The organism is Mycolicibacterium nivoides (assembly GCF_003855255.1).
GTDB classification, from domain to species: domain Bacteria; phylum Actinomycetota; class Actinomycetes; order Mycobacteriales; family Mycobacteriaceae; genus Mycobacterium; species Mycobacterium nivoides.
In genome coordinates, this window is record NZ_CP034072.1 from 1,722,860 (window position 1) to 1,743,971 (window position 21,112).

General features: G+C 67.4%; 20 protein-coding genes. 13 read left to right on the forward strand and 7 right to left on the reverse strand.

Going from position 1 to position 21,112, the window contains the following annotated elements:
• Position 1: 1 nt before the first annotated feature.
• The gene (locus EH231_RS08205; protein WP_124712205.1) at positions 2-2,023 is read right to left on the reverse strand and encodes an FUSC family protein; all 2,022 of its coding nucleotides are present in this window, start codon (positions 2,021-2,023) and stop codon (positions 2-4) included.
• A gap of 85 nt (positions 2,024-2,108) precedes the next feature.
• On the opposite strand from EH231_RS08205, the gene EH231_RS08210 reads away from it, so the two are divergent.
• Positions 2,109-2,834, forward strand: a complete 726-nt coding sequence (locus EH231_RS08210; RefSeq protein WP_090433260.1) for an EthD domain-containing protein — start codon at positions 2,109-2,111, stop codon at positions 2,832-2,834.
• Positions 2,835-2,890: 56 nt separating this feature from the next.
• Positions 2,891-3,646, forward strand: coding sequence for an enoyl-CoA hydratase/isomerase family protein (locus EH231_RS08215; RefSeq protein WP_090433262.1), 756 nt, complete (start codon positions 2,891-2,893; stop codon positions 3,644-3,646).
• Here the strand turns inward: EH231_RS08215 and EH231_RS08220 are convergent.
• Both EH231_RS08220 and EH231_RS08225 read right to left on the reverse strand, forming a co-directional pair.
• A complete protein-coding gene (locus EH231_RS08220) occupies positions 3,643-3,858 on the reverse strand; it encodes a (2Fe-2S)-binding protein (protein ID WP_090433264.1) in 216 nt (71 codons plus the stop codon). The genes EH231_RS08215 and EH231_RS08220 overlap by 4 nt on opposite strands.
• Entirely contained in the window at positions 3,858-4,493 is a 636-nt protein-coding gene (locus tag EH231_RS08225; protein ID WP_090433266.1) for a fatty-acid--CoA ligase, read from the reverse strand. The genes EH231_RS08220 and EH231_RS08225 overlap by 1 nt, the downstream gene beginning before the upstream one ends.
• 243 nt (positions 4,494-4,736) lie before the next feature.
• On the opposite strand from EH231_RS08225, the gene bfr reads away from it, so the two are divergent.
• The 5 genes from bfr to EH231_RS08250 all read left to right on the forward strand — a co-directional run bounded on the left by bfr (position 4,737) and on the right by EH231_RS08250 (position 9,773).
• Positions 4,737-5,216 (forward strand): bacterioferritin, encoded by a 480-nt coding sequence (gene bfr / locus EH231_RS08230; RefSeq protein WP_090433268.1) that lies wholly within the window; start codon positions 4,737-4,739, stop codon positions 5,214-5,216.
• A gap of 137 nt (positions 5,217-5,353) precedes the next feature.
• Positions 5,354-7,411 (forward strand): MDR family MFS transporter, encoded by a 2,058-nt coding sequence (locus EH231_RS08235; protein ID WP_090433270.1) that lies wholly within the window; start codon positions 5,354-5,356, stop codon positions 7,409-7,411.
• 41 nt (positions 7,412-7,452) lie between these two features.
• Positions 7,453-7,935, forward strand: a complete 483-nt coding sequence (locus EH231_RS08240; protein ID WP_090433273.1) for a carboxymuconolactone decarboxylase family protein — start codon at positions 7,453-7,455, stop codon at positions 7,933-7,935.
• Positions 7,936-7,964: 29 nt separating this feature from the next.
• The gene (locus EH231_RS08245; protein ID WP_241177911.1) at positions 7,965-9,344 is read left to right on the forward strand and encodes a type I glutamate--ammonia ligase; all 1,380 of its coding nucleotides are present in this window, start codon (positions 7,965-7,967) and stop codon (positions 9,342-9,344) included.
• Positions 9,345-9,407: 63 nt separating this feature from the next.
• The gene (locus tag EH231_RS08250) at positions 9,408-9,773 is read left to right on the forward strand and encodes a VOC family protein (RefSeq protein ID WP_090433275.1); all 366 of its coding nucleotides are present in this window, start codon (positions 9,408-9,410) and stop codon (positions 9,771-9,773) included.
• 12 nt (positions 9,774-9,785) lie between these two features.
• On the opposite strand, the gene EH231_RS08255 is transcribed toward EH231_RS08250, so the two are convergent.
• The 3 genes from EH231_RS08255 to EH231_RS08265 all read right to left on the reverse strand — a co-directional run bounded on the left by EH231_RS08255 (position 9,786) and on the right by EH231_RS08265 (position 13,057).
• Positions 9,786-10,202: a nuclear transport factor 2 family protein gene (locus EH231_RS08255; protein WP_090433417.1), complete on the reverse strand. Its 417-nt coding sequence runs from the start codon at positions 10,200-10,202 to the stop codon at positions 9,786-9,788.
• Positions 10,203-10,239: 37 nt separating this feature from the next.
• Entirely contained in the window at positions 10,240-12,030 is a 1,791-nt protein-coding gene (locus tag EH231_RS08260; protein ID WP_164480809.1) for an N-acyl-D-amino-acid deacylase family protein, read from the reverse strand.
• A 100-nt stretch (positions 12,031-12,130) separates the two neighbouring features.
• The gene (locus EH231_RS08265; protein WP_090433277.1) at positions 12,131-13,057 is read right to left on the reverse strand and encodes an SDR family oxidoreductase; all 927 of its coding nucleotides are present in this window, start codon (positions 13,055-13,057) and stop codon (positions 12,131-12,133) included.
• A 67-nt stretch (positions 13,058-13,124) separates the two neighbouring features.
• Between EH231_RS08265 and EH231_RS08270 the strand changes: the two genes are divergently transcribed.
• The 6 genes from EH231_RS08270 (at position 13,125) to EH231_RS08295 (ending at position 19,813) form a co-directional block, all read left to right on the forward strand.
• A complete protein-coding gene (locus EH231_RS08270) occupies positions 13,125-14,051 on the forward strand; it encodes a dienelactone hydrolase family protein (protein WP_090433279.1) in 927 nt (308 codons plus the stop codon).
• Between the two features lie 87 nt (positions 14,052-14,138).
• The gene (locus EH231_RS08275; RefSeq protein WP_090433281.1) at positions 14,139-15,245 is read left to right on the forward strand and encodes a glycosyltransferase; all 1,107 of its coding nucleotides are present in this window, start codon (positions 14,139-14,141) and stop codon (positions 15,243-15,245) included.
• A 109-nt stretch (positions 15,246-15,354) separates the two neighbouring features.
• On the forward strand, positions 15,355-16,779 hold the full coding sequence (locus EH231_RS08280) for an APC family permease (protein ID WP_090433284.1): 1,425 nt from the start codon (positions 15,355-15,357) through the stop codon (positions 16,777-16,779).
• Positions 16,776-18,119: a glutamine synthetase family protein gene (locus EH231_RS08285; protein ID WP_090433286.1), complete on the forward strand. Its 1,344-nt coding sequence runs from the start codon at positions 16,776-16,778 to the stop codon at positions 18,117-18,119. Before EH231_RS08280 ends, EH231_RS08285 begins: the two co-directional genes overlap by 4 nt.
• The gene (locus EH231_RS08290) at positions 18,116-19,342 is read left to right on the forward strand and encodes an acyl-CoA dehydrogenase family protein (protein ID WP_090433288.1); all 1,227 of its coding nucleotides are present in this window, start codon (positions 18,116-18,118) and stop codon (positions 19,340-19,342) included. Before EH231_RS08285 ends, EH231_RS08290 begins: the two co-directional genes overlap by 4 nt.
• An 84-nt stretch (positions 19,343-19,426) precedes the next feature.
• Positions 19,427-19,813, forward strand: coding sequence for a cupredoxin domain-containing protein (locus tag EH231_RS08295; RefSeq protein WP_241177912.1), 387 nt, complete (start codon positions 19,427-19,429; stop codon positions 19,811-19,813).
• Between the two features lie 4 nt (positions 19,814-19,817).
• On the opposite strand, the gene EH231_RS08300 is transcribed toward EH231_RS08295, so the two are convergent.
• Positions 19,818-21,098, reverse strand: a complete 1,281-nt coding sequence (locus EH231_RS08300) for a cytochrome P450 (RefSeq protein WP_090433290.1) — start codon at positions 21,096-21,098, stop codon at positions 19,818-19,820.
• Positions 21,099-21,112 lie beyond the last annotated feature (14 nt).

Here is a 21,112-nt window from a genome sequence, read left to right on the forward strand (position 1 = left end):
GCTAGCGCGAGTCTCCTGCGGGCTCGACGCGATCGATCGCGATGTCCTCCAGGCTGCGGGTGATCGTGGTCAGTTCGCCGATCAGTATGCGGGCCGCGCCGTTGTCGGCGGACAGTGTCGAGGCCACGTTGTGCACGCGCCGCAGTGCGGTCGACAGCTCGGCGGTATCCAGGCTCCATGGCACGGCGGGGCTCGGTGGTGCGCCGCGCAGCGCCTCCACGTAATCGTCCACCGCGGCGACGAACTCGCTGTGCAGGGCTGAGGACGGATGCGTCGGCAGGCTGTTCTCCAGCGTGGTGCAGGCACTGGTCACCGAATTCAGCGCGGTGCGGTAGGACCGCAGCCACCGGCGCAGGATCGGCGGCTCGAGGCTGGTGGCGCCCCATGCGGCCTCGAATGCGGCCCGCGCCCGGAACGCCCGCTGCCAGGCTGCCGACAGGATCTCGGCAGGATGGTCGACCTCATGGACGAACGCCTTGATCACCAGTGCGGCGTAATCGATCTCGGTCATCAGCAGTTCTCCGGCCCGCTGGCGCAACCGGATCAACGCATGGTCGGGCAGCGCCACGTGGGCCATCACCGCCAGGGCGCCGCCGATCAATACGGCGACCAATCGGTCGGCATTGCCCGACCAGGGTGCGGACGCGCTCACCCCGACGGCGAACATCACGATCGCCCCCACGGCCGCGCCGACCGCGAGATAGCCGAACTGTGCGACACCGTAGGCCAGTCCGACGAACAGCAGCGCGCACACCGCCGAGCCGATCGGTCCGGGTTGCCAGACGAACGTGAGGATCGATGCGGCGATGATGCCGACGCAGAGGCCGGCGATGCGCCCGGCGCACCGGGTGTAGGTGTGTGCCGTTTCCGGCCGAAGCACCACCACGACGGTCAACGGCATCCAGTAGCCGTGCTCGAGCCCGCCGTAGCGGGCGGCGGCCACCGCGAGCGCTGTCGTCACCGCCAGCCGGATGGCGTGGCGCAGGATGGGTGAGGTCCAGGTCAGGTGTGAGCGGACCACGGCGGGTGCCGAGGCCAGCGAGCCGATCAGGTCGGGCCGGTGCAACTGGCCGAACCGCAGGACTGCGGCCTCGCGCAGCTGTTCGCAGAAGCGTTGGGCCAGCGCCGTTTCGGGACCTGTCACGGCGGCCCCGGCAGTCTGGACGCGCACCAGGGCATGCTCGGCGTCCCGTCGTGCGGTGTGCCCGTGATCGGCGATCGCGTCGAGGAGCACCGCCGCGGCGGTCAACAGTTGCGGTAGCCCGGTGTCCGCCACGGACTCGTCGTCGCCATTGGTGTCACGGTCGGCGGTGGAACGCAGCGAGGCCAAGGTGCCGGCGAGGCGTTCCGGCAGCCGGTATCCGCCGTGGTAGGCCCTCGGCCGCTGGCTCACCTGGCTGTCGGCGAACACCTCACGCAGCCAGGTGAGCGGCGCGTCGTCGACGGCGGCTGCGCTGTTCGCCGCGACGTTGCGGGAATCGCTGGCCAGTGACCGGTAGGCGCGGGTGAGACCGTCGCGCTGGGCTCGCCAGCGCCGCGGCGGCCAGACCGCGATGAGTACGGCCTGCACCACACCGGCGACCACCACCAGGGTGGGCGCGAGCAGGGACTGGCCCAGTGTCGGTGCGACCGGTGGTGCCAACACCAGCAGTGCGCTCGCCGCCGAGGCCACCAGGCCGGCGTTGGCCCCGAGGGACCATTGCATACCCGCGGCGAAACACCACAGCACCACCGCTGCGATGAACACCGGGCTGTGCCCGCCGGTGAGGGTGCCGAGCAGCACCGCGATGGCCAGTTCCAAGGAGCCGGTGACGACCAGGGGAACCCGGCCGCCGGGGCTGCGTTGCAGGGCGATCGCACCGGCGATCACGCCGCCGCTCAGCGTCCACATCGCCGTCGCGCCGGAACCCAACGCGAGGGCGGCCGCAGTCACCGCCAGGACGCCGATCAGGCTTCGGGCCACCGCACCGGCGTCGGGGGTACTCAGCCGGAGTGCGTCGGCTGCCTGTCCACCCGTGTGCACCCCACCATTCTCACTCGCCGTGGCCCGCCGGTGGCACAACTGCCCACGCGTGGCGCGGATCGGTGCGCCGGTAGGTTCTCCCTCTGTGGAGAAAGTCATCGTTTTGTTGCGCGCCGCACATTCGGATGAGCAGTGGTGCCAGGGACTGCGCACCCGCGTGGCCGACGAACTGCTGGCGCTCGGGTTGCCGGGCCTGACGATCAATGTCCGTGACGACGCCGTGCGGGATTCGTTGATGACGTTGACGACCTTGGATCCGCCGGTGGTCGCGGTGGTCAGCCTGTGGGTCCGGCAGTACTACGGTGAACTGACCGGCAGGGCATTGGAAATACTTGCCGCCGAATGTGATTCGCTCGCGGCGTATCTGGTGACCGAATCGGTCCCGATGCCGGCGCCGCCGACCGCCGCGGGTGAGCGGACCGACGGCCTGGCCAACATCGCGCTGCTGCGCCGGCCTTCGGACCTGGATCGCGCCACCTGGCTGCACCGCTGGCACATCGACCACACCTCGGTGGCCATCGAAACCCAGGACACTTTCGGCTACACGCAGAACACCGTGGTCCGTGCCCTGACGGAGGATGCCCCGGCGATCGACGGCATCGTGGAGGAACTGTTCCGCCAGGCGGCGGTATCGGATCTGCACGCGTTCTTCGGCGCTGCCGACGACGACGATCTGGCCGATCGCATGGGCAAGATGGTGGCCAGCACGGATGCCTTCGGAGCCAGCAGCAACATCGACACCGTTCCGACCAGTCGATATGTCTACTCCAGCCCTTTCGCCGCCGGGGTTCCCGCACCCGGCCGGCAATAGTGAAACGTGTTCTAGTTAGGCTGCAGCGGTCACGGCGCGAACGCGAGGAGTGAGAGATGACCCTGCTGATCGAGGACAACAATCGGGTTCGCACCCTGACCCTCAACCGTCCGGACGCGCTCAACGCGTTCAACGAGGCGCTGTATGACGAGACGACGGTTGCCCTGCGCGACGCGGCCGAGGATCCCGACGTGGCGGTGGTGCTGCTGACCGGGGCCGGCCGGGCGTTCAGCGCGGGCAACGATCTCGTCGAGATGCAGACCCGCATCACCAACCCGGAATTCACCCCGGGCGAGCACGGGTTCTACGGGCTGATCGAGGTGATCGCCGATTTCCCGAAGCCGTTGATCTGTGCGGTCAACGGGGTAGGCGTGGGTATCGGCGCCACCATTCTCGGGTTCGCCGACCTCGCGTTCATGTCGTCCTCGGCGCGGTTGAAGTGTCCGTTCACCAGCCTGGGGGTGGCGCCCGAGGCGGCCTCCTCGTATCTGATGCCGCGACTGGTGGGCAGGCAGAACGCTGCCTGGCTGCTGATGTCCTCGGAGTGGGTGGATGCGACCGAGGCCCGTGAGATGGGTCTGGTGTGGAAGGTGTGTGAGCCCGATGATCTGTTGCCCGAGGCCCGTCGGTACGCCGAAACCCTGGCAGCCAAGCCGATTTCGAGTCTGATTGCCGTCAAACAGGCCATGGTGGCGCCGATCCGCGATGCGATCTCGGCCGCCGTCGAGCGGGAGAAGGCGTTGTTCGTCGAACTGGTGGGTGCCGCGGCCAACGTCGACGCGCTGGCTCAGTTCGCCGATCGCAAGCGTTAGCGGGTGGCCCGCGACGGGCAACCGTTGAACGCCTGCGGGCTCCCGTCGGCCGCCAGATGGGCGGCGATGATGGCGCGGATCGTGCGCCGGCATCGTCCGCAATCGGCGCCGGCGCCGCAGGCCTCGGCCACCTCTTTGGATGTGGTGGCCCCGGACTCCACGATCTCGTTGACGACCTGACTGGTCGCCCCGGTACAGAGGCAGACGAACATCAGTCGTCCTGCTCGTCGACGCTCATGATGTATGCCAACTTGCCGACGAACAGGCTCGGGTACGCACCGAATCCGGCGGTGGTCATCCACTCGGCGGCCGCGTCGGGGTGGTCGATCCACTGCCGGGCGGCGATCTCGTCGGAGACCTCCTGCAGGATCATCACTTCCTGGCCGTCGTCGAGCGCCTGGTAGACCCAGATCTTGCGGATGCCGCCCTGTTCGAAGCGGTCGAGACCGTCGTGCACCTTCCGCATCAGGGTGGAAACGTCGTCGACGGTGGCCACCGCTCCCACGATCACCCCGGCCACGTGCCCCTCGGGGGACGGTTCGGTCAGATCGATTTTCTCCACCACTTCGCCGCCGAATATCGGCGGGATATCTTCGACGCCGGAAATATCGAACCACTCGAAAATCGCCGGTGAACGCAACACGTCGCGAATGGACCGCGCGTGCCGAATTCCGATAGTCACCAATACGCGGCCGGGCTCCCAAATCGATTTATAGAGCACCACATGATGGGCGCCGATCGACAAAAGGCCGGAACGGTGTTTCTCCATCCATTTCCACATTTGTTCGACGTCGTCGACGCGGAAATCGCAAGACAGAATGAGCGAGTGCAAATCGTACTCACTCATTCCGTTACCGGCCTTTCTTTCGCGGTGTGACAAGAGATTAGCGCAGTCTAACCTTAGTTAGGACAGCCAGTCCACTCCTCGTGGCCACGCCTCGGTCCGGGTGGTCCGAAGGGTCCGACAATGTCGCACGAACACGCCGAATTGGGCGTTAATCATTGCGCCTCACCACGCTTTCTGCACTAGATTGGAAGTGCACGACACGCGGCAACACTTGACCAGCCCTCAAGGTGCTTAGGAGTCACGATGCAAGGCGATCCAGATGTTCTGAAATTGCTCAACGAGCAATTGACGAGCGAACTCACCGCAATTAACCAATATTTCTTGCACTCGAAGATGCAGGACAATTGGGGATTCACCGAACTGGCGGAACACACCCGCTCCGAGTCTTTCGAAGAGATGCGGCACGCGGAGACCATCACCGACCGAATCCTGCTCTTGGACGGTCTGCCCAACTATCAGCGGTTGTTTTCGCTGCGGGTCGGACAGACGCTTCGCGAGCAGTTCGAGGCCGATCTGGCGATCGAGTACGAGGTGGTTGCGCGCCTCAAGCCCGGGATAATCATGTGCCGCGAGAAAGAGGACGCGACGTCGGCACGCATCCTGGAGACGATCCTGGCCGACGAGGAAGGCCACATCGACTACCTGGAAACCCAACTCGAGCTCATGGAGAAGTTGGGCGACGCGCTCTACGCAGCGCAGTGCGTCTCCCGCCCGCCGCAGTAGCGCCAGGAGTTTCGGCTCAAGCCGCCCTGGGTAGCCCGGTGACCGCCGGTTGCCCGGGGCGGCTTTGTTCGCGCTGTAACTTTCATAGCTTGTCTAACGATATCGTGGTTGAACTGGCAGGCAGGTGAAAGGAAGTCATGTCGAGCCCATCAACCACCGCCGAGCAGACCTCTGGCGCGGCACTGCTGAGCGTGCGCAGACGCAACCTCGTGTTCGTCGCTGTTCTGCTCGGCATGCTGCTGGCCTCGCTCAACCAGACCATTGTCGCCACGGCCCTGCCGACCGTGGTGGCCGATCTCGGCGGCGCCGGCCATCAGGCGTGGGTGGTGACCAGCTACCTGCTCGCGTCCACGGTCGTCACCGCTGTCGTCGGGAAAGTCGGCGACATCTTCGGCCGCAAAGTCGTGTACCAGGTGGCGGTCCTGTGTTTTCTCGTCGGATCGGTCCTCAGCGGTCTGTCCGGGTCGATGGCCATGCTGGTGGCCGCCCGCGCGCTACAGGGGATCGGTGGCGGCGCGATCATGGTGACCTCCTCGGCCCTGATCGCCGAGGTCATCCCGTTGCGCGACCGAGGCCGATATCAGGGTGCGCTCGGGGCGGTATTCGGCGTCACGACCGTGGCGGGCCCGCTGCTCGGCGGCTTCGTCACCGATCACCTCGGCTGGCGCTGGGCGTTCTGGCTCAGCATCCCGGTCGGCCTGGTGGTGCTCGTGGTCGCCGCCGCCACGATCCCGGCGCTGACGTCCCGCCCCGCGCGTCCGGTGATCGACTACGCCGGGATCGTCTGGGTCGGGATCGGGGCCTCCGGTCTCACTCTGGCCACCAGTCTCGGTGGCGAGCTGGCCTGGACGTCACCGACCATCATCGGTCTGGTGGTCGGGTCGATCCTGGCCCTGGCGATGTTCGTGCGGGCGGAAACCAGGGCAGCAGAGCCGATTCTGCCGATGCGCTTGTTCCGGAACCCGGTCTTCACGATGTGTTGCGTGCTGTCGCTGGTGGTCGGCTTCGCGATGCTCGGAGCGCTGACCTTCATGCCCACCTTCATGCAGTTCGTCGACGGGGTATCGCCATCCGAATCGGGATTGCGGACGATGCCGATGGTCATTGGCCTGCTGATCACATCGACCGTCAGCGGCAGTCTGGTGGGCCGTACGGGTCGCTACAAGATCTACCCGGTCGCAGGTACGGCGATCATGCTCGTCGGCTTCGTGCTGCTGTCGCGGATGAATGCCGCGACACCGATCCCGCTGCAGTCGCTGTACCTGTTGATCCTGGGCGCCGGTATCGGCATGTGCATGCAGGTGCTCGTCCTCATCGTGCAGAACACGTCGGACTTCGCCGATCTGGGCGTTGCGACGTCCGGGGTGACGTTCTTCCGGACCATCGGGAGCTCGTTCGGTGCCGCCATTTTCGGTTCGCTGTTCGCCGGATTCCTCTCGGACCGGCTTCCGAGCGCACTCGCGGCCAGCGGTGCCCCCGCCGTCGCGGGTGCCTCGCCCAAGGCCTTGCACGAGCTGCCGCCCGAGGTCGCCGCCCCGATCGTGAACGCCTACGCCGATGCGCTGGATCTGGTGTTCCTCTGCGCCGCGCCGGTGGCACTTGTCGGCTTGATCGTCGCGCTGTTCCTCAAAGAGGTGCCCCTGCTCGAGGCGGAGGCCACGTTGGCGGCCGACCTCGGCGAGGGTTTCGGCATGCCGAGTTCCGAATCTGCCGACCAGGTGCTGGAGAACGTGGTCAGCCGGCTGATGCGCAGTTCACCGGAGATCCGGCTGCGCAACGTGGCCGGCGGGCCGGGGTGCGAGCTCGACGTGGCCGGACTGTGGGCGCTGCTCAAGATCTACCGGCACAGCCAGATATTCGGCTCGGCTCGCCTGACCGAGATCGCCGACCGCCTCGTCGTGCCCTTCGAAGTGCTCGAGCCGACATTCAACCGCCTGGTGCAGGACGGTTATGTGTTGCGCACGGGGGACAGCCTGTGGTTGACGCAGAGCGGGGTGCGGCAGGTCGACGGGGTATCCGCCGCGCTGGTCGGGCGGATCGTCGACAAGCTGGACGAATCCCCGTCCTTCGAGGGCCGCCCAGACCGCGCGCAGGTAGAGGCCGCGCTCGAGCGCATCGCCCACCGGGTCGTGGTGCAACGGGACTGGGGTGAAGACCGAACCCCCGAGCTGACCGGCCCGGGAGCAAAAAACTAGAACTTGTTCCAGAATTGCCGAGTCGCGCGTACGATTCGGCCATGAGCCGTATCGGAGAATTTCCCGACGACGACGTGGCCGGCTGGATCCTGAGGTCCCCCGAGATCGGCACCGCCATGGCCAACTACACCAATGCGGTGTACACCAAGGGGCGGTTGCCGCTGCGGGTGCGGGAACTGGCCCGCATGGTGATCGCGCTCGACAACGAATGCGTGGTGTGCCAGAACACCCGTGACTCCGATGGGGTCGCGGCAGGCGTGGACGAGGATCTCTACGATCACGCCGCCGAGTGGCAGACCTGGCCCGGCTACAGCGCGCAGGAGCGGGTCGCCGCCGAGTTCGCCCAGCGTTTCGCCAGTGATCACACCGGGCTGCGTGACGACGAGGACTTCTGGGAGCGCGCCGCTGAGCAGTTCGACGCCGAACTGCTCACCGACCTGGCGCTGTCGTGTGCGATGTGGCTGGGAATGGGCCGGATGCTGCGGACCCTCGACATCGGGCAAACCTGCAAGATCACTCTTTAGGCCGTGCCGACCCGGCGCACAATGTGGTTGTGACAGCTGGATCAGCTGGACTGTCCCGGCCGGCGCAACCGCTGGCCGCGGCGGCGATCGCCCAGCTGGAAGCCGATGGCGTCGCGACGCTGATCGGCACGGTGGTCAGCCCGGCCGGGTTGACGCACGCGAAAACCGTTCCGCTGCGCCGGATGGGGATCTTCGCGGATCCCGGTCTCGGCGCCAGCCCGGTGTTTCACGCGTTCACCATCGACCAGACGGGTATCGCGATGAGCGAGGCCATCGGGGTGGTGGGGGATCAGCGGATCCGGATCGATCTCAGCGCGTTGCGCATCCTCGGTGACGGATTGGCTTGGGCGCCTGCCGCTTTCTACAACCAGGATGGTTCACCCGATCCGTACTGCGGCCGAGGGGTTCTGCAGCGCGTCGAGGACCGTCTGGCGGCGGCCGATCTGACCGCGCTGGTCGGGCACGAGGTGGAATTCGTACTCGTCGGGCCGGACGGCAGTCGGTTGCCGTCGCTGCTGTGGGCGCAGTACGGGTTGGCCGGGGTGCTCGAGTTCGAAGGATTCGTACGCGATGTCACCGATGCGGCCAACCGGTCCGGGGTGGCCATCGAGCAGTTCCATCCCGAATACGGGTCCAATCAGTTCGAGATATCCCTGGCCCCGTTGCCGCCGGTGGCGGCCGCGGATCAGCTCGTGCTCATGCGGATCATCGCCGCACGGGTGGCCCGGCGACACGGCCTGCGGGTGAGCCTCTCACCGTTGCCGTTCGCCACCGGGGTGGGCACGGGTGCCCACCAACACTTTTCGTTGAGCCTGGATGACGCACCGGTGTTCTCGGGTGGAAGCGGAGTCCGGGGGATGACGCCTCAGGGCGAATCCGCCCTCGCGGGCCTTCTCACCGGTCTGCCGGCCGCACAGGGTGTCCTGTGCGGGTCGGTGTTGTCGGGGCTGCGGATGAAGCCGGGCTACTGGTCGGGGGCCTACAACTGCTGGGGCACCGAGAACCGCGAAGCCGCGGTGCGATTTCTGATCGGCGGTCCGAGCAATCCGTACGGAGCCAATGTCGAGGTGAAGGTCATCGACCCGTCGGCCAACCCGTATCTGGCCACGGCGACGATTCTCGGTCTCGCCGAGCGCGGAATCGCCGAAGGGCTGGCGCTGAGTCCCGAAGTCCGGGTCGACCCGGCCTCGCTGAGCGATGCCCAGCGCGCAGGCGACGGCATCGCGCTGCTATCCAGCCGCCAGGCCGACAACCTCGCCGCGCTGGACTCCTCGGCACTGATCCGGCGAATACTCGGCGATCAGCCCGTGGACGCCGTGCTCGCGGTCCGCCGCTACGAGCAGGAGAACTTCGGCGATCTGGAGGCCGGGCAGCTCACCGAGCGGTTCCGGATGGCCTGGAGTATTTGAGTGTGCGTGAGCATTTGAGCGTTTGAGCGTTTGGGCATTGCCCGCGAAGGCAATACCGACGCGATGATCGGAAGACTTCGCTCCGTCGTGCTGGACTGCCGGGATCCCCGGGCCTTGGCCGAGTTCTACGCCGGGCTACTGGGCGGAGAGATCGCCGCCCAGGACGACACCTGGGTGGTGGTGACGGATCCGGCGGGCCGCCGGGTGGCGTGTCAGTACTCACCGGAACACGAGCCGCCGGATTTCCCGGATTCGCGGGGGTCCCAGCAGCTCCATCTGGACATCGAGGTCGACGATCCGGACGTGGCCCAGCGTCAGGTTCTGACGCTGGGTGCCACCCGGGTCACCGATGCCGTTGGCGAGGACAACTTTCGGGTGTTCCGCGATCCGGCCGGCCACCCGTTCTGCCTCGTATGGGGCATCGACTGATGGACCCCCGGGTCAGACCAGCCCGGTGGCGTCGAACACCCACGACATGTCGGCGGTGGCGAAGTTCTCCAGCCAGTCCGGCGGCGCGTGGTTGGCCAGGGCGCCCATGTCCCAGTAGTCCTTCCACAGTGTCACCTTGCCGTTCTCGACCCGATGCACCGTGACGAACTGGAGCACTGCGGATTCGCCTGTGACCCAGTGCCATTCCTCATGGTGTTCGTACATCGCGTCCGGACCGTTCTCGACAAGCAGGCCGGAGAAGTTCTGGTATGACGCCAGGGGCTCGAGACCGATCTTGAGGCGCTTGACAATGTCCTCGGGTCCTCTGGCGGCCGCGGCCGGCCCCACCGGCATGTCCAGGTAGATGCAGTCCTCGGAAAGATAGGTCTTCAGCAACTCCCAGTTGCGGTCGGACAGGGCTTTCCACATTTCGCGGACGGTCTGCTCGACGGAGCCAACGGTTTGCTCAACGGACACTGGACAATTCACCTTTCTCGACGGCCGGCGCGGGAGTATGGTGCGCGGCGCGCAGGAACTGGCCGGTGCGCCGGCGTCCCACCAGGTCGGTCAGCGCGCCGTCGGCGAACACAGTGCGCCCACCGACCAGCACCGCGGTGACGGTGTCGTCGTTGCGGTTCACCATGCGGGACAGCCCGCCGTAGTGGTCGACGGTCTCCTCGGCGTAGGCGTCGAGGGAGTCGTCGAGCCGCTCCGGGTCGATGACCACAACGTCGGCGCGATCCCCGATGCGCAGGTGGCCGGCGTCGATCCGGTACCAGTCGGCGAGCTCACCGGTGAGCCGGTGCACTGCCTGCTCGATCGACATGAAGGGCGTGCCCGCCCGCTCGGCGTCGCGGACATGCCGCAGCAGCCGCAGGCCCATGTTGTAGAACGCCATGTTCCGCAGGTGCGCACCGGCGTCCGAGAACCCGAGCTGGATACCCGGATCGCGGGCCAGCTTCTTGAGCACCTCGGGCCGGTGGTTGGAGATGGTGGTGCGCCACCGGAGCGCGGTGCCGTGCTCGAGCACCAGATCCAGGAAGGTGTCGACGGGGTGGAGCTCGCCCCGCTCCTGACCGACCTGGCCGAACGACTTGCCGACCACGGATTCATCAGGGCAGGCGACGATTTCGGCATCGAAGAAGTCCCGGTGCCACACCCGCACCCCGAACTTGTTGTCATAGTCCTTGCGGAACCTGCGCCGGTATTCCTCGTCGCGCAGCAGTTCATTGCGCTCGACCTCGTCGCGCAGGTGCAGAGCTGCTGCGCCGGAGCCGAACTCCTCGAACACCACCAGGTCGATGCCGTCGGCGTACACCTCGAACGGTACCGGCAGGTGTTGCCACCGGAAGTTCCCGCCGAGCGCGTTGGCCAACCGGGCCAACGGCCCCATCATCCAGATCGCGTACGGGTTGGCCTTGATGTCGGCGGCCGACAGCAGGCTGGTCTTCAGCGGGTTGCGCAGCAGCCCGAGCGACTGGGCCACCTGTGAGGCCAGGTTGAGCGGATTCTGGATGTCGGGGCCGGACTGCAGCACCCGGCCGGCGCGGCGCAGGATCGACTTGAGCCGGCGCAGCTCACGCGGTTTGGCATAGGTCGAGGGCAGGGTGCGGGACCGGCAGGTGTCGCCGTCGATCTTGTCGAAAAGCAGCTGCTGTGAAGACATCCCGACAAATCCGGCGTCCAAGGCCTCTATGAGCATCTGCTCCATGCGGGCCTGCTCGGCGGCGGTCGGCCGCTCGTCCTTGCGGGTGGCGCGGTCGAGTCCCATCACGGCGGTCCGCATGTCGGAATGCCCGATGAAGGCGGCCAGGTTGGGGCCAAGCGGCAGCGACTCCAGCGCGGCCACGTATCCGTCGCAGTCGGTCCAGGTCTTGTTGTCGTCCACTGCTGCGATGACCTGATCCCGCGGGATCGCCTCGACGCGGCCGAACAGATCGCCCGCGTCGACCCCGCCGACGTGCACGGTCGACAGCGAGCAGGAACCGAGCATCGCGGTGGTGACGCCATGACGCAGTGATTCCGACAGCGACGGGCCGTTGAGCACCTCGACGTCGTAGTGCGTGTGGATGTCCAGCATTCCGGGCAGAACCCACTTGCCGGTCGCGTCGACGACCTGTGGGCAGTCGGTCTCGTCGAGAGGCTCTGGGGAGATGGCAACCACATGCCCGTCGCGAATTCCGATGTTGCGGACCGCTGACGGGGCGCCGGTGCCGTCGAACCACCGGCCGTTGCGAATGATTGTGTCGAAGCTCACCCAGCCATAGAACAGGGCCGGTAACGCCAGTGTCAATGAAAATAGTGAACAGATTTGAAAAAATGTCTACTGGATGGGGCGGAGGCGCGGTCACCTGGGCTTATAGCGGGGCCCACGCGTCTGGCACCCGCCCGTCGAGGTCGCTGAACCCGTAGTGGCGGGCCAGGGCCGCCGAGCTGACAGACTGCTGGTTCCAGCGGGCCCGGTCCGGGTCGGCGGCCACCGCCGCGACGCCGCGCCCGACGAACCTGGGTGACTCGGATTCGGCGAAACCCGGCGGAGCGGCCGGGTAGCCGTCGGTGCGGGCCAGGTCGAGGGCGGACCGCCAGTTCGCCTCGCTGACGCCGTAGTTGTCGAGCATCATCTCCGAGCGCAACCAGCCCGGGGTGACCGCGACCGCGGTGGCGCCGAATGCGGCGAGCTCGTGCCCATGACTGAAGGCCAGCCGGTTCACCGCGGTCTTCACCAGGTCGTAGAACACCGACAGCCGGGGGTTCTCGGCATTGAATTCGGTTGTCCCATCGGTGATCTCGAACAACAGGCCGCCGGGCCGGTCGGCGAGCAGCGGCAGGATGCAGTGCGAGGTGATCAGGTGGGTATCGAGCCCCAGCCGGAGCATCCGCAACCCGTCGTCGAGATCGTGCTGCCACATCGGCCGGCCCCAGGTGTCGGGCGGTCCCTTGAGCACCTCGGCGCCCCAGATGTCGTTGACCAGGATGTCGATGTGTCCGTAGTCGGCCTTGAGCCGCCCGGCCAGCATGCGCACCTGCGTCACGTCGAGGTGGTCGACCTGTACGGCGATGCCGGAACCGCCCAGTTCCGTGACCAATTCGGCTGTTTCCTCGATGGTCTCGGGCCGGTCGTAGTCGGAGTCGCGGCTTCCGCATCGGCTGCTGCGCCCGGTGCACACCACGGTCGCACCGACCTCGCCCAACGCCGCGGCGATGCCCCGGCCCGCGCCACGGGTGGCCCCGGCGACCACCGCGACGTATCCCCGTAGCGCGTCCGGGTCCGGTGTCCAGCCCATCCGATGAGTATCCCGCCGTGCGCAGTTCTATAGCTGCGGTTCGGCATTTCAGCGCATACTGGCCGAGGTGACTCCACTGCAGCGCTACATCGCCGAGGAAATCGCGACCGATCACCTCGACGGGTTGTTGTCGCGCCGGGAGGCGCTGCGACGACTGGGACTGTTGGGAATCGGCGCCGCCGCGGCGACCGCGCTGATCGCCGCCTGCGGGGAAGCGAAGCAGTCCGACACCGCCGCAACACCTACGGCAACACCCAATGCGGCGCCAGGTACCGCCCCGGCACCGGCCCAGCCGCCGGGACTGCAGGGCGCGGTGCCCACCAGTCCGGTCAGTTGGGCGGGCCCCGATGGTGAGTTGCAGGGTGCCTGGGCCGCCGCGCCGGAACCCAAGGGCGCCGTTCTCGTGATCCATGAGAACAAGGGGCTCACCGACCACATCCGTTCGGTGGCGGGGCGGTTCGCCGGCATCGGGTATTCGGCTCTGGCGATCGACCTGCTCTCTGCGCAGGGCGGTACCGCCGCATTCGCCGACCCGGCCAACGCCACCGCCGCGTTGAGCAAGATCGAACCGCCGGAGTTCATCGCCAATCTGCGATCCGGCATCGAGGAGGTGCAACGGCGCGTTCCGGGGCGCAAGGTCGCCGCGGTCGGTTTCTGCATGGGCGGTGGGCTGGTCTGGCGGCTCCTGGCGGCGGGTACTCCCGCGCTGGCTGCCGCGGTGCCGTTCTACGGTCCGGCGCCTGATGATCCGGATTTCGGCGGTTCACGCGATGTCGCGGTGCTCGCCTTCTACGGCGCCCTGGACCAGCGGGTCAACGCAACCGAACCGGTGGTGCGCGCGGCGCTGGAGAAGGCCGCGATGGTGCACGAGTTGATCACCGAACCCGATGCCAACCATGCGTTCTTCAACGACACCGGCGATCGCTACGACCCGGTGGCCGCAGCCGATGCCTGGCGCCGCATCCAGAGTTGGTTCGCCACGCATCTCGCCTGACCTGCGCGCGGGCTTGTTCAGCGGCTGTTCAGATCGCGGTTGCGGCCTCGTTGTTGACCGCACACGCGGCCCGGTTCTGATCATGGCATGCGGGTTGTCCAGGTCGCCAACTTCTACGGCCCGCGATCGGGAGGTCTCCGGACCGCTGTCGACCGCCTGGGCGCAGAGTATTGCGCACTTGGCCACGAGGTATATCTCATCGTCCCGGGTCCGCACCCGCAGCGCCATGTCCTCGCCGGCGGCGTCGTGCGGATATCTCTGCCTGCCAGGCTCATCCCGTTCACCGGCGGCTACCGGGCGGTGCTGCCCGGTCCGGTGACGGCGTTGCTGAAGCAGCTCGTTCCCGACGCAATCGAGGTGTCGGACCGGTTGACCCTGAGGTCGCTGGGCCCGTGGGGCCGTAAACACGGGGTGGCCACGGTGATGATCTCCCACGAACGACTGGACCGGTTGGTGGGACAGGTGCTGCCACGGCCGGCCGCGATCATGGTCGCGGACTTCGCCAACCGGCGCACCGCGGCCAACTACGACGCCGTGGTGTGCACGACGGGCTTCGCGCGTGAGGAATTCGACCGGATCGGCGCCGACAACGTCGCGACCGTGCCGCTCGGGGTGGACCTCGAGCAGTTCCACCCGCGGCGCCGGTGTGCCGAGATGCGCAGCCGATGGGCCGCGCCTCAGCAGACCCTCCTGGTGCACTGCGGCAGGCTGTCGGTCGAGAAACATGCCCACCGCAGCATCGATACCGTTGCCGCCCTGCGTGATTCAGGTGTGGATGCGCGGTTGGTGGTGGTCGGGGAGGGGCCGTTGCGGGCGCGGCTGGAACGGCAGGCCAACGGGCTGCCGGTGGCCTTCACCGGGTACATCGGCTGCCGGGACACCGTGGCGACCATCTTGGCCTCGGCCGATGTGGCACTGGCGCCGGGACCGCACGAGACCTTCGGCCTGGCCGCCCTGGAGGCGCTTGCCTGCGGAACTCCGGCGGTCGTGTCGCGGACCTCGGCACTGGCCGAGATCCTCACCTACGACAGCGGGGCGACTGCCGACAACGACGCGCACGCCATCGCGCGGGCCGTCACCTCGGTGATCGGCCGGCCCGAACCGCTGCGCCGCAGCAGCGCCCGGCAGCGTGCCGAGCAGTTCACCTGGCCGCGATCCGCAGCCGGCATGCTCCATGCCCTGGGAGCCCGGTAGACAAACCGACTTTTGCGCACGATGACGCCAGACCTGGTGTGCCGGTGCACCCCGGCCCTATGTTCCCCGGGTCATATTTACGCGCGCGCTGCCTGAAGGACGGTCGAGCATGTCCGAAACCACCACAGCCCCAGAATCGTTGGGCTACCCGCCGCCGGCCGGCCGGCAGCTGCGCGGCAACCTCGGGGTGGCCTCGATCGTTTTCATGGTGGTGGCCGCGGCCGCACCGCTGGGTGTGATCGGTGGTGTGGTGCCGTTGGGTATCGCGTCGGGCAACGGCGCCGGATTCCCTGCCACGTTCATCGCCGCCACGGCGGTGCTGCTGTTGTTCGCGGTCGGCTTCACCGCGATGACCCCGTATGTCGACGAGGCGGGCGCCTTCTTCTCCTATGTTCGTCAGGCGCTCGGCTTGCCCACCGGCATCGGTATTGCCTTTGTGGCACTCGTGAGCTACGTGGCGCTGGAGGCCGGCGTGTACGGACTGCTCGGCCCCGCCGGGGCCAGTGTCGTCGAGCTGGCAGGCGGGCCGGCTCTGCCCTGGTGGGTGTTCGCCGCGGTGGCCTTCGCTGTCACCACCTACCTCGGTTACCGCAACATCGAGCTGTCCAGCCGTGTGTTGGGCGTGCTGCTCACCGCCGAGATCGCGATCGTGCTGGTGCTCGACCTGGTGATCGTGGCCAACGGAGGCGATCACGGATTGTCCTCGGGCATCGTCAACCCGACTGCGATCTTCTCCGGATCACTGGGCATCGGGCTGCTCTTCGCGATCATCAGCTACGTCGGATTCGAGGCCACCGCGATCTTCCGCGACGAGGCCCGCACTCCCGAGCGGACGATTCCGCGGGCCACCTACCTGGCGCTGATCCTGATCGGGGTGTTCTACGCGGTCACCAGCTGGGCGTTGATCTCGGGTTGGGGCGACGAGCAGGCCATCGCCCGCGCCACCGACTCGGGCTCCACCTTCCTCGGCGACACCGCGCACCGGTACATCGGCGCGGCCGGCGCCGACATCATCACGGTGCTGTATTTCACCAGCCTGTTCGCCTGCATCCTGGCCTTCCACAACGTCGCGTCGCGGTACGTGTTCGCGCTCTCGCAGCGCGACGTGCTTCCCGCGCGGCTGAGCCAACCGCACGACCGGCACGGCTCACCCCATCAGGCCTCGCTGTGGATTTCCGGTGTCGTAGCGGCAGGTATCCTGCTGGCGGTGGTGTTCGGGCTGGACCCGGCCGCCCAGTTCTACACCTGGTTCGCCGGGGCGACGACGGTCGGTGTGGTGCTGCTGATGATCGCCACCAGTGTCGCGGTTCTGGTCTACTTCGCTCGCGACCGGCACGGCCATTCACTGTGGCGGGTGCGCATCGCCCCAGGGCTCGGTCTGGCGGGTCTGCTGGGTGCGCTGGTGCTGATCCTGGCCAACCTCAACGATCTGGTCGGCGGTTCCAGCGTGCTGGCCTGGGTGATCGTCGGCGTGCTCGTCGCCGCCTTCGCGGCCGGTGTGGTCGTGGGCCGTCGGGTCGGGAGCACCTCATGACGGTCAACGGTGCGGTGAGCGCGCCGGCACGGACCGCCGAGGACGATGCGGTGTACGGCATCCAGGACGGTTCGATCACCGAGGTCGAGGTCGGCTGGAGTGATCCCCTCGGTCACGCGCAGGGCAAGCGGATCCCGGCCGCCGGCTTCCTCGACCGGGCCCGCGGCAGCGGATTCGCCTTCTGCGAAGCATCTTTGGGGTGGAACACCGATGCCACGGTGATCGACGGGTTGCGGCTGACCAATTGGGACGGCGGTTATCCGGACGTCCACGCGGTGCCGGACCTGTCGACGTTCCGGCCGCTGCCGTGGCGTCCCGGTACCGGGCATGTGCTCTCCGACATCGTCACCCATGACCGCAGTCCGTCACAGCTGGATCCCCGTGCGGTACTGCGGCGGGTACTCGCACAGCTGGCCGAGCTCGGCTACACCGCCAAGGTCGGCGTCGAGTTGGAGTTCTACCTGCTCGACCCGGACGGGTCGGCATTCCAGCCCGACATCCATGCCTACTCACTGGAGAACGCGAACGCCCTCGATCCGCTGCTCACCGATCTGCAGCAGACTCTTGCCGCCTTCACCCGGCTGGAGGGGATCGAAACCGAGTACGGCCCGGGGCAGGTCGAGGCGAACCTGATCTACGCCGATGCCCTGGAGGCCGCCGACGATGCCGCCCGGCTCAAGTACGCGGCCAAAGAGGTGGCCCGCAGACACGGCAAGATCGCCAGCTTCATGCCCAAACCGTTCACCGAACACTCGGGAAGCTCGGCGCACCTGCACATCTCGCTGTGGCGGGACGGCGACCCGGCCTTCGCCCCGCAGGGCGGCCAGGAGAACCAGCTGGCGCTGTGGTCGATCGCCGGGCTGCTCGAGCATCTGCCGTCGATCACCCTGTTCGGTGCGCACTCGGTCAACGCATACCGGCGGTTCGTACCGGATTCGTTCGCACCGGCCACAGTGACCTGGAGCCGGGACAACCGGAGCGCGGCGGTGCGATCCCTGGTGGATGCCGACCCCTCGGCTACCCGCATCGAATTGCGCAGTGGTGCTTCGGATTCCAACCCGTACTGGTTGGTGGCCTCGGCGCTGGCCGCCGTGGTCGCAGGCATCCGGGCCCAGCGCACGCCACCGGTCGCCGAGGGCGGCAACCTCTATTCCAAGGGGACGGCGCTGCCGGAGTCTCTCGGCGTGGCGATCGCGCTGGCCACCCAGGACGACACCGTGGCCGAAATTCTGGGGCACGACTCCGTGCACGATTTCGCTGCGATCGCACACAGCGAATGGCTGGAATACAGCCGCCACGTCAGCGACTGGGAACGTCGACGTTATCTGGCCACCTCATGACCGCGACAGTGGACGGACGCGAGACCAGACGCGAACAGCCGCTTGGTGGTTCGGTGGCCGACCGGCTGGGCAGGCTTCCGGATATCGTCGACGAACTTCGGCGCGGTGATGTGGCCGCCGAGCGGGACCGGGTGCTGCAGTACGACGCGGTGCGCCGCCTCCGGGCCGCCGGGCTACTCGCATTGCGGGTGCCCGCCCGGTACGGCGGACCCGGCGGCAGCGTCCGTGACGTGACCGGCGCCGTGATCGAGATCGCGCGCGCCAGTTCCAATGTCGCCCAGGCGCTGCGGGCTCACTTCGGATACGCCGAGCGCTTGTTGAGCAACCGTGCCACCGAGGATGAGCGCGTGCGCTGGTTCGCCCGGATCAACGACGGGCTGGTGTTCGGCAACGCGATCACCGACGGGGCCGGCCGGTCACCGTCGAGTGCGGACACCACGGTGCTGGCGGACGACGACGGTGTACTGCGTCTGAACGGCTACAAGTTCTATTCGACCGGATCGTTGTTCGCCGACGTCATCGCGGTGTCGGCGGTGGACGTCGAGAGGCGTGACCTGCAGGCGATCGTTCCGACGGATCGCGCCGGGGTCGAACTCTTCGACGACTGGGACGGGTTCGGCCAACGGCTGACGGCCAGCGGCGGTACCCGGTTCACCGATGTGGTGGTGCACCCTGACGAGGTCACCACGGTGTCCGACGGGGATCACCTGGGCCACAGCACCACATTCCTGCAGCTGTACCTGGCCGCGGTGGCCGCGGGCATCGCATACGGCGTCCTCGACGACGCCGTGCGGTATGTGCGGACCAAGGCCCGGCCCGCGGCGCACTCCCTGTCCGACAGTGCCTCAACCGACCCGTTCGTCCTGCAGGCCGTGGGCGATATCGCGGCCGACGCGGAGGCGGCGGGCACGCTGGTGCTCACCGCTGCCGCGGCGATCGACGCGGTGGTGGACAGCGGCCGCCAGCATGATGGGCAGGCACTGGCCGACGCGGCGATCACGGTCGCCCGCGCACAGTTGGTGGCCGAACGGCTGACGCTCTCGGCGGCCCAGCGGTTGTTCGACACCGGCGGCGCGTCCGCCACGTCCCGGGCGCTCAACCTGGACCGGCACTGGCGCAATGCCCGCACGGTGGCGAGCCATAACCCGCTGGCCTACAAGGCATATGCGGCGGGCGATTTCGCGGTCAACGGGGTCTGGCCGCCGGCCAACGGATACTTCTGAGACACCGGATCGGCAGATTCGGGCACATCGCGCCCTGACGGGGCCGATAATTGCCTGAGTCAGGACGAATCTCAGGGGGTCCGGATGCTTCGACTTGCAGTGTTGGTCGTGTCGGTGTTCTTGCTCGGCGGGACGACTGTTGCGTGCGGGCAAGCGGATTCGCCTACCGGCCACGGCCGGCATTCGGAGACGGTCACCGCCAGCCCGGGCACGTCGGTCCCGACGGGCCCCGTCATCGCGATCGAGGGCATGGGGTTCAGCGCCCTCGGGCCCGTCGCGCCGGGGACCGAGATCACGATCATCAACAACGACGAGGTCGAGCATTCGGTGACGTCGCGGACCAAGGGACTGTTCGACGTCCACGTCGAGGGCAAGGGGCGGGCGACGCTCACGGCTCCCCAGGATGCGGGGGAGTACGCCTTCTACTGTCTCTATCACCCGGCGATGCTGGGCACCCTGACGGTCAAGTAGACCCTCAGCGGGTAGACCAAGCCACCGGCATGCGCTTGATGCCGTGGATGAACTGCGACTGCAGTCGGTCGGGTTCCTCGGTCACGACGATGTCGGGCAACTGGCGGTGCAACTCCTCGAACGCCACGGTGATCTCCCGACGTGCCAGGTTTGCTCCGAGGCAGAAATGTGCACCGCCGCCGCCGAATCCGAGATGGGGATTGGGATGGCGGGTGATGTCGAACATCCACGGATCGGCAAACTTCGACTCGTCCCGATTCGCCGATCCGTACCACAGCGTCACCTTCGCGCCCGCCGGCAGCGGTGTCCCGCCGAGCACCGTGTCCTGGGTGACCGTGCGGCGCATGTAGCTCACCGGCGAGGCCCAGCGCACGATCTCCTCCACCGCGGTCGGGGCCAGTTCCTCGTACCGCGACCACCATTTCTCGCGCTCTTCGGGGAACCGGGTGAGCGCGAGCACGCCGTGGCTGATGGCGTTGCGGGTGGTCTCGTTGCCCGCGACCACCAGCAGGATGAAGAACGAGGCCACCTCCGCGGAGGTCAGCCGTTCGCCGTCGACCTCCGCCTGGACCAGGCTCGTCGTGAGGTCCTCGGTGGGCACCGCCCGGCGCTCGTCGGCCAGCGCCGTCGCATACGCGCCGATGTCCATCGCCACCTGCAGGAACTCGTCGAAGTCGGTGGTCAGATCAGGGTCGCCGAACCCCAGGATCACGTTGGTCCAGTGGAAGATCCGTTGATGGTCCGGTTCGGGGATGCCCATCATGTCGCAGATGATCTGCAGCGGTAGCGGGCCTGCGAGTTCGGTGACGAGTTCGGCGTTGCCGTCGGGATTTCTGGCCACCATGTCGGCGACCAGTCGCCGGGCCCGGTCACGGACGGAATCCTCGATCAGGGCCACCACCCGCGGGGTGAAAGCGCTGCGCACGATGTTGCGCAGGCGGGTGTGGCGGGGATCGTCCATCACGATCATCGAGCCGAAATACTCGGCCAATTCCGCAGTTTGGTCACCGATGGTGATCCCGGACGCGGAGCTGAAGATCTCCGGGTGGCGGCTGGCCTGGAAGACGTCGTCGTACCTGGTCACCGCCCAGTGCCCGGGGCTTTCGGGAAAACCCTCGAGGACGCACGCCGGGTGATACGAGATCGGGTCGTCGCGGCGCAGCGCCGCGAACGCTCCGTCGCGAATGTCGTCGTCCTCGCGCCAGAACTGCCACGATCCGAGTTCGATCTCCGAGCGCGGCACGTCGGGAGGAGGCGCCCCATTGACCCGCGGTGCGATACCCACACCGCCAGGTTAGG

Bases quoted from the DNA above. Each gene is read 5' to 3' on its own strand.
- EH231_RS08215 (WP_090433262.1), top strand. From the start codon at position 2,891: ATGACCCTGCTGATCGAGGACAACAATCGGGTTCGCACCCTGACCCTC.
- EH231_RS08220 (WP_090433264.1), bottom strand. From the start codon at position 3,858: ATGTTCGTCTGCCTCTGTACCGGGGCGACCAGTCAGGTCGTCAACGAG.
- EH231_RS08225 (WP_090433266.1), bottom strand. From the start codon at position 4,493: ATGAGTGAGTACGATTTGCACTCGCTCATTCTGTCTTGCGATTTCCGC.
- bfr (WP_090433268.1), top strand. From the start codon at position 4,737: ATGCAAGGCGATCCAGATGTTCTGAAATTGCTCAACGAGCAATTGACG.
- EH231_RS08235 (WP_090433270.1), top strand. From the start codon at position 5,354: ATGTCGAGCCCATCAACCACCGCCGAGCAGACCTCTGGCGCGGCACTG.
- EH231_RS08240 (WP_090433273.1), top strand. From the start codon at position 7,453: ATGAGCCGTATCGGAGAATTTCCCGACGACGACGTGGCCGGCTGGATC.
- EH231_RS08250 (WP_090433275.1), top strand. From the start codon at position 9,408: ATGATCGGAAGACTTCGCTCCGTCGTGCTGGACTGCCGGGATCCCCGG.
- EH231_RS08255 (WP_090433417.1), bottom strand. From the start codon at position 10,202: ATGTGGAAAGCCCTGTCCGACCGCAACTGGGAGTTGCTGAAGACCTAT.
- EH231_RS08265 (WP_090433277.1), bottom strand. From the start codon at position 13,057: ATGGGCTGGACACCGGACCCGGACGCGCTACGGGGATACGTCGCGGTG.
- EH231_RS08275 (WP_090433281.1), top strand. From the start codon at position 14,139: ATGCGGGTTGTCCAGGTCGCCAACTTCTACGGCCCGCGATCGGGAGGT.
- EH231_RS08280 (WP_090433284.1), top strand. From the start codon at position 15,355: ATGTCCGAAACCACCACAGCCCCAGAATCGTTGGGCTACCCGCCGCCG.
- EH231_RS08285 (WP_090433286.1), top strand. From the start codon at position 16,776: ATGACGGTCAACGGTGCGGTGAGCGCGCCGGCACGGACCGCCGAGGAC.
- EH231_RS08290 (WP_090433288.1), top strand. From the start codon at position 18,116: ATGACCGCGACAGTGGACGGACGCGAGACCAGACGCGAACAGCCGCTT.
- EH231_RS08295 (WP_241177912.1), top strand. From the start codon at position 19,427: ATGCTTCGACTTGCAGTGTTGGTCGTGTCGGTGTTCTTGCTCGGCGGG.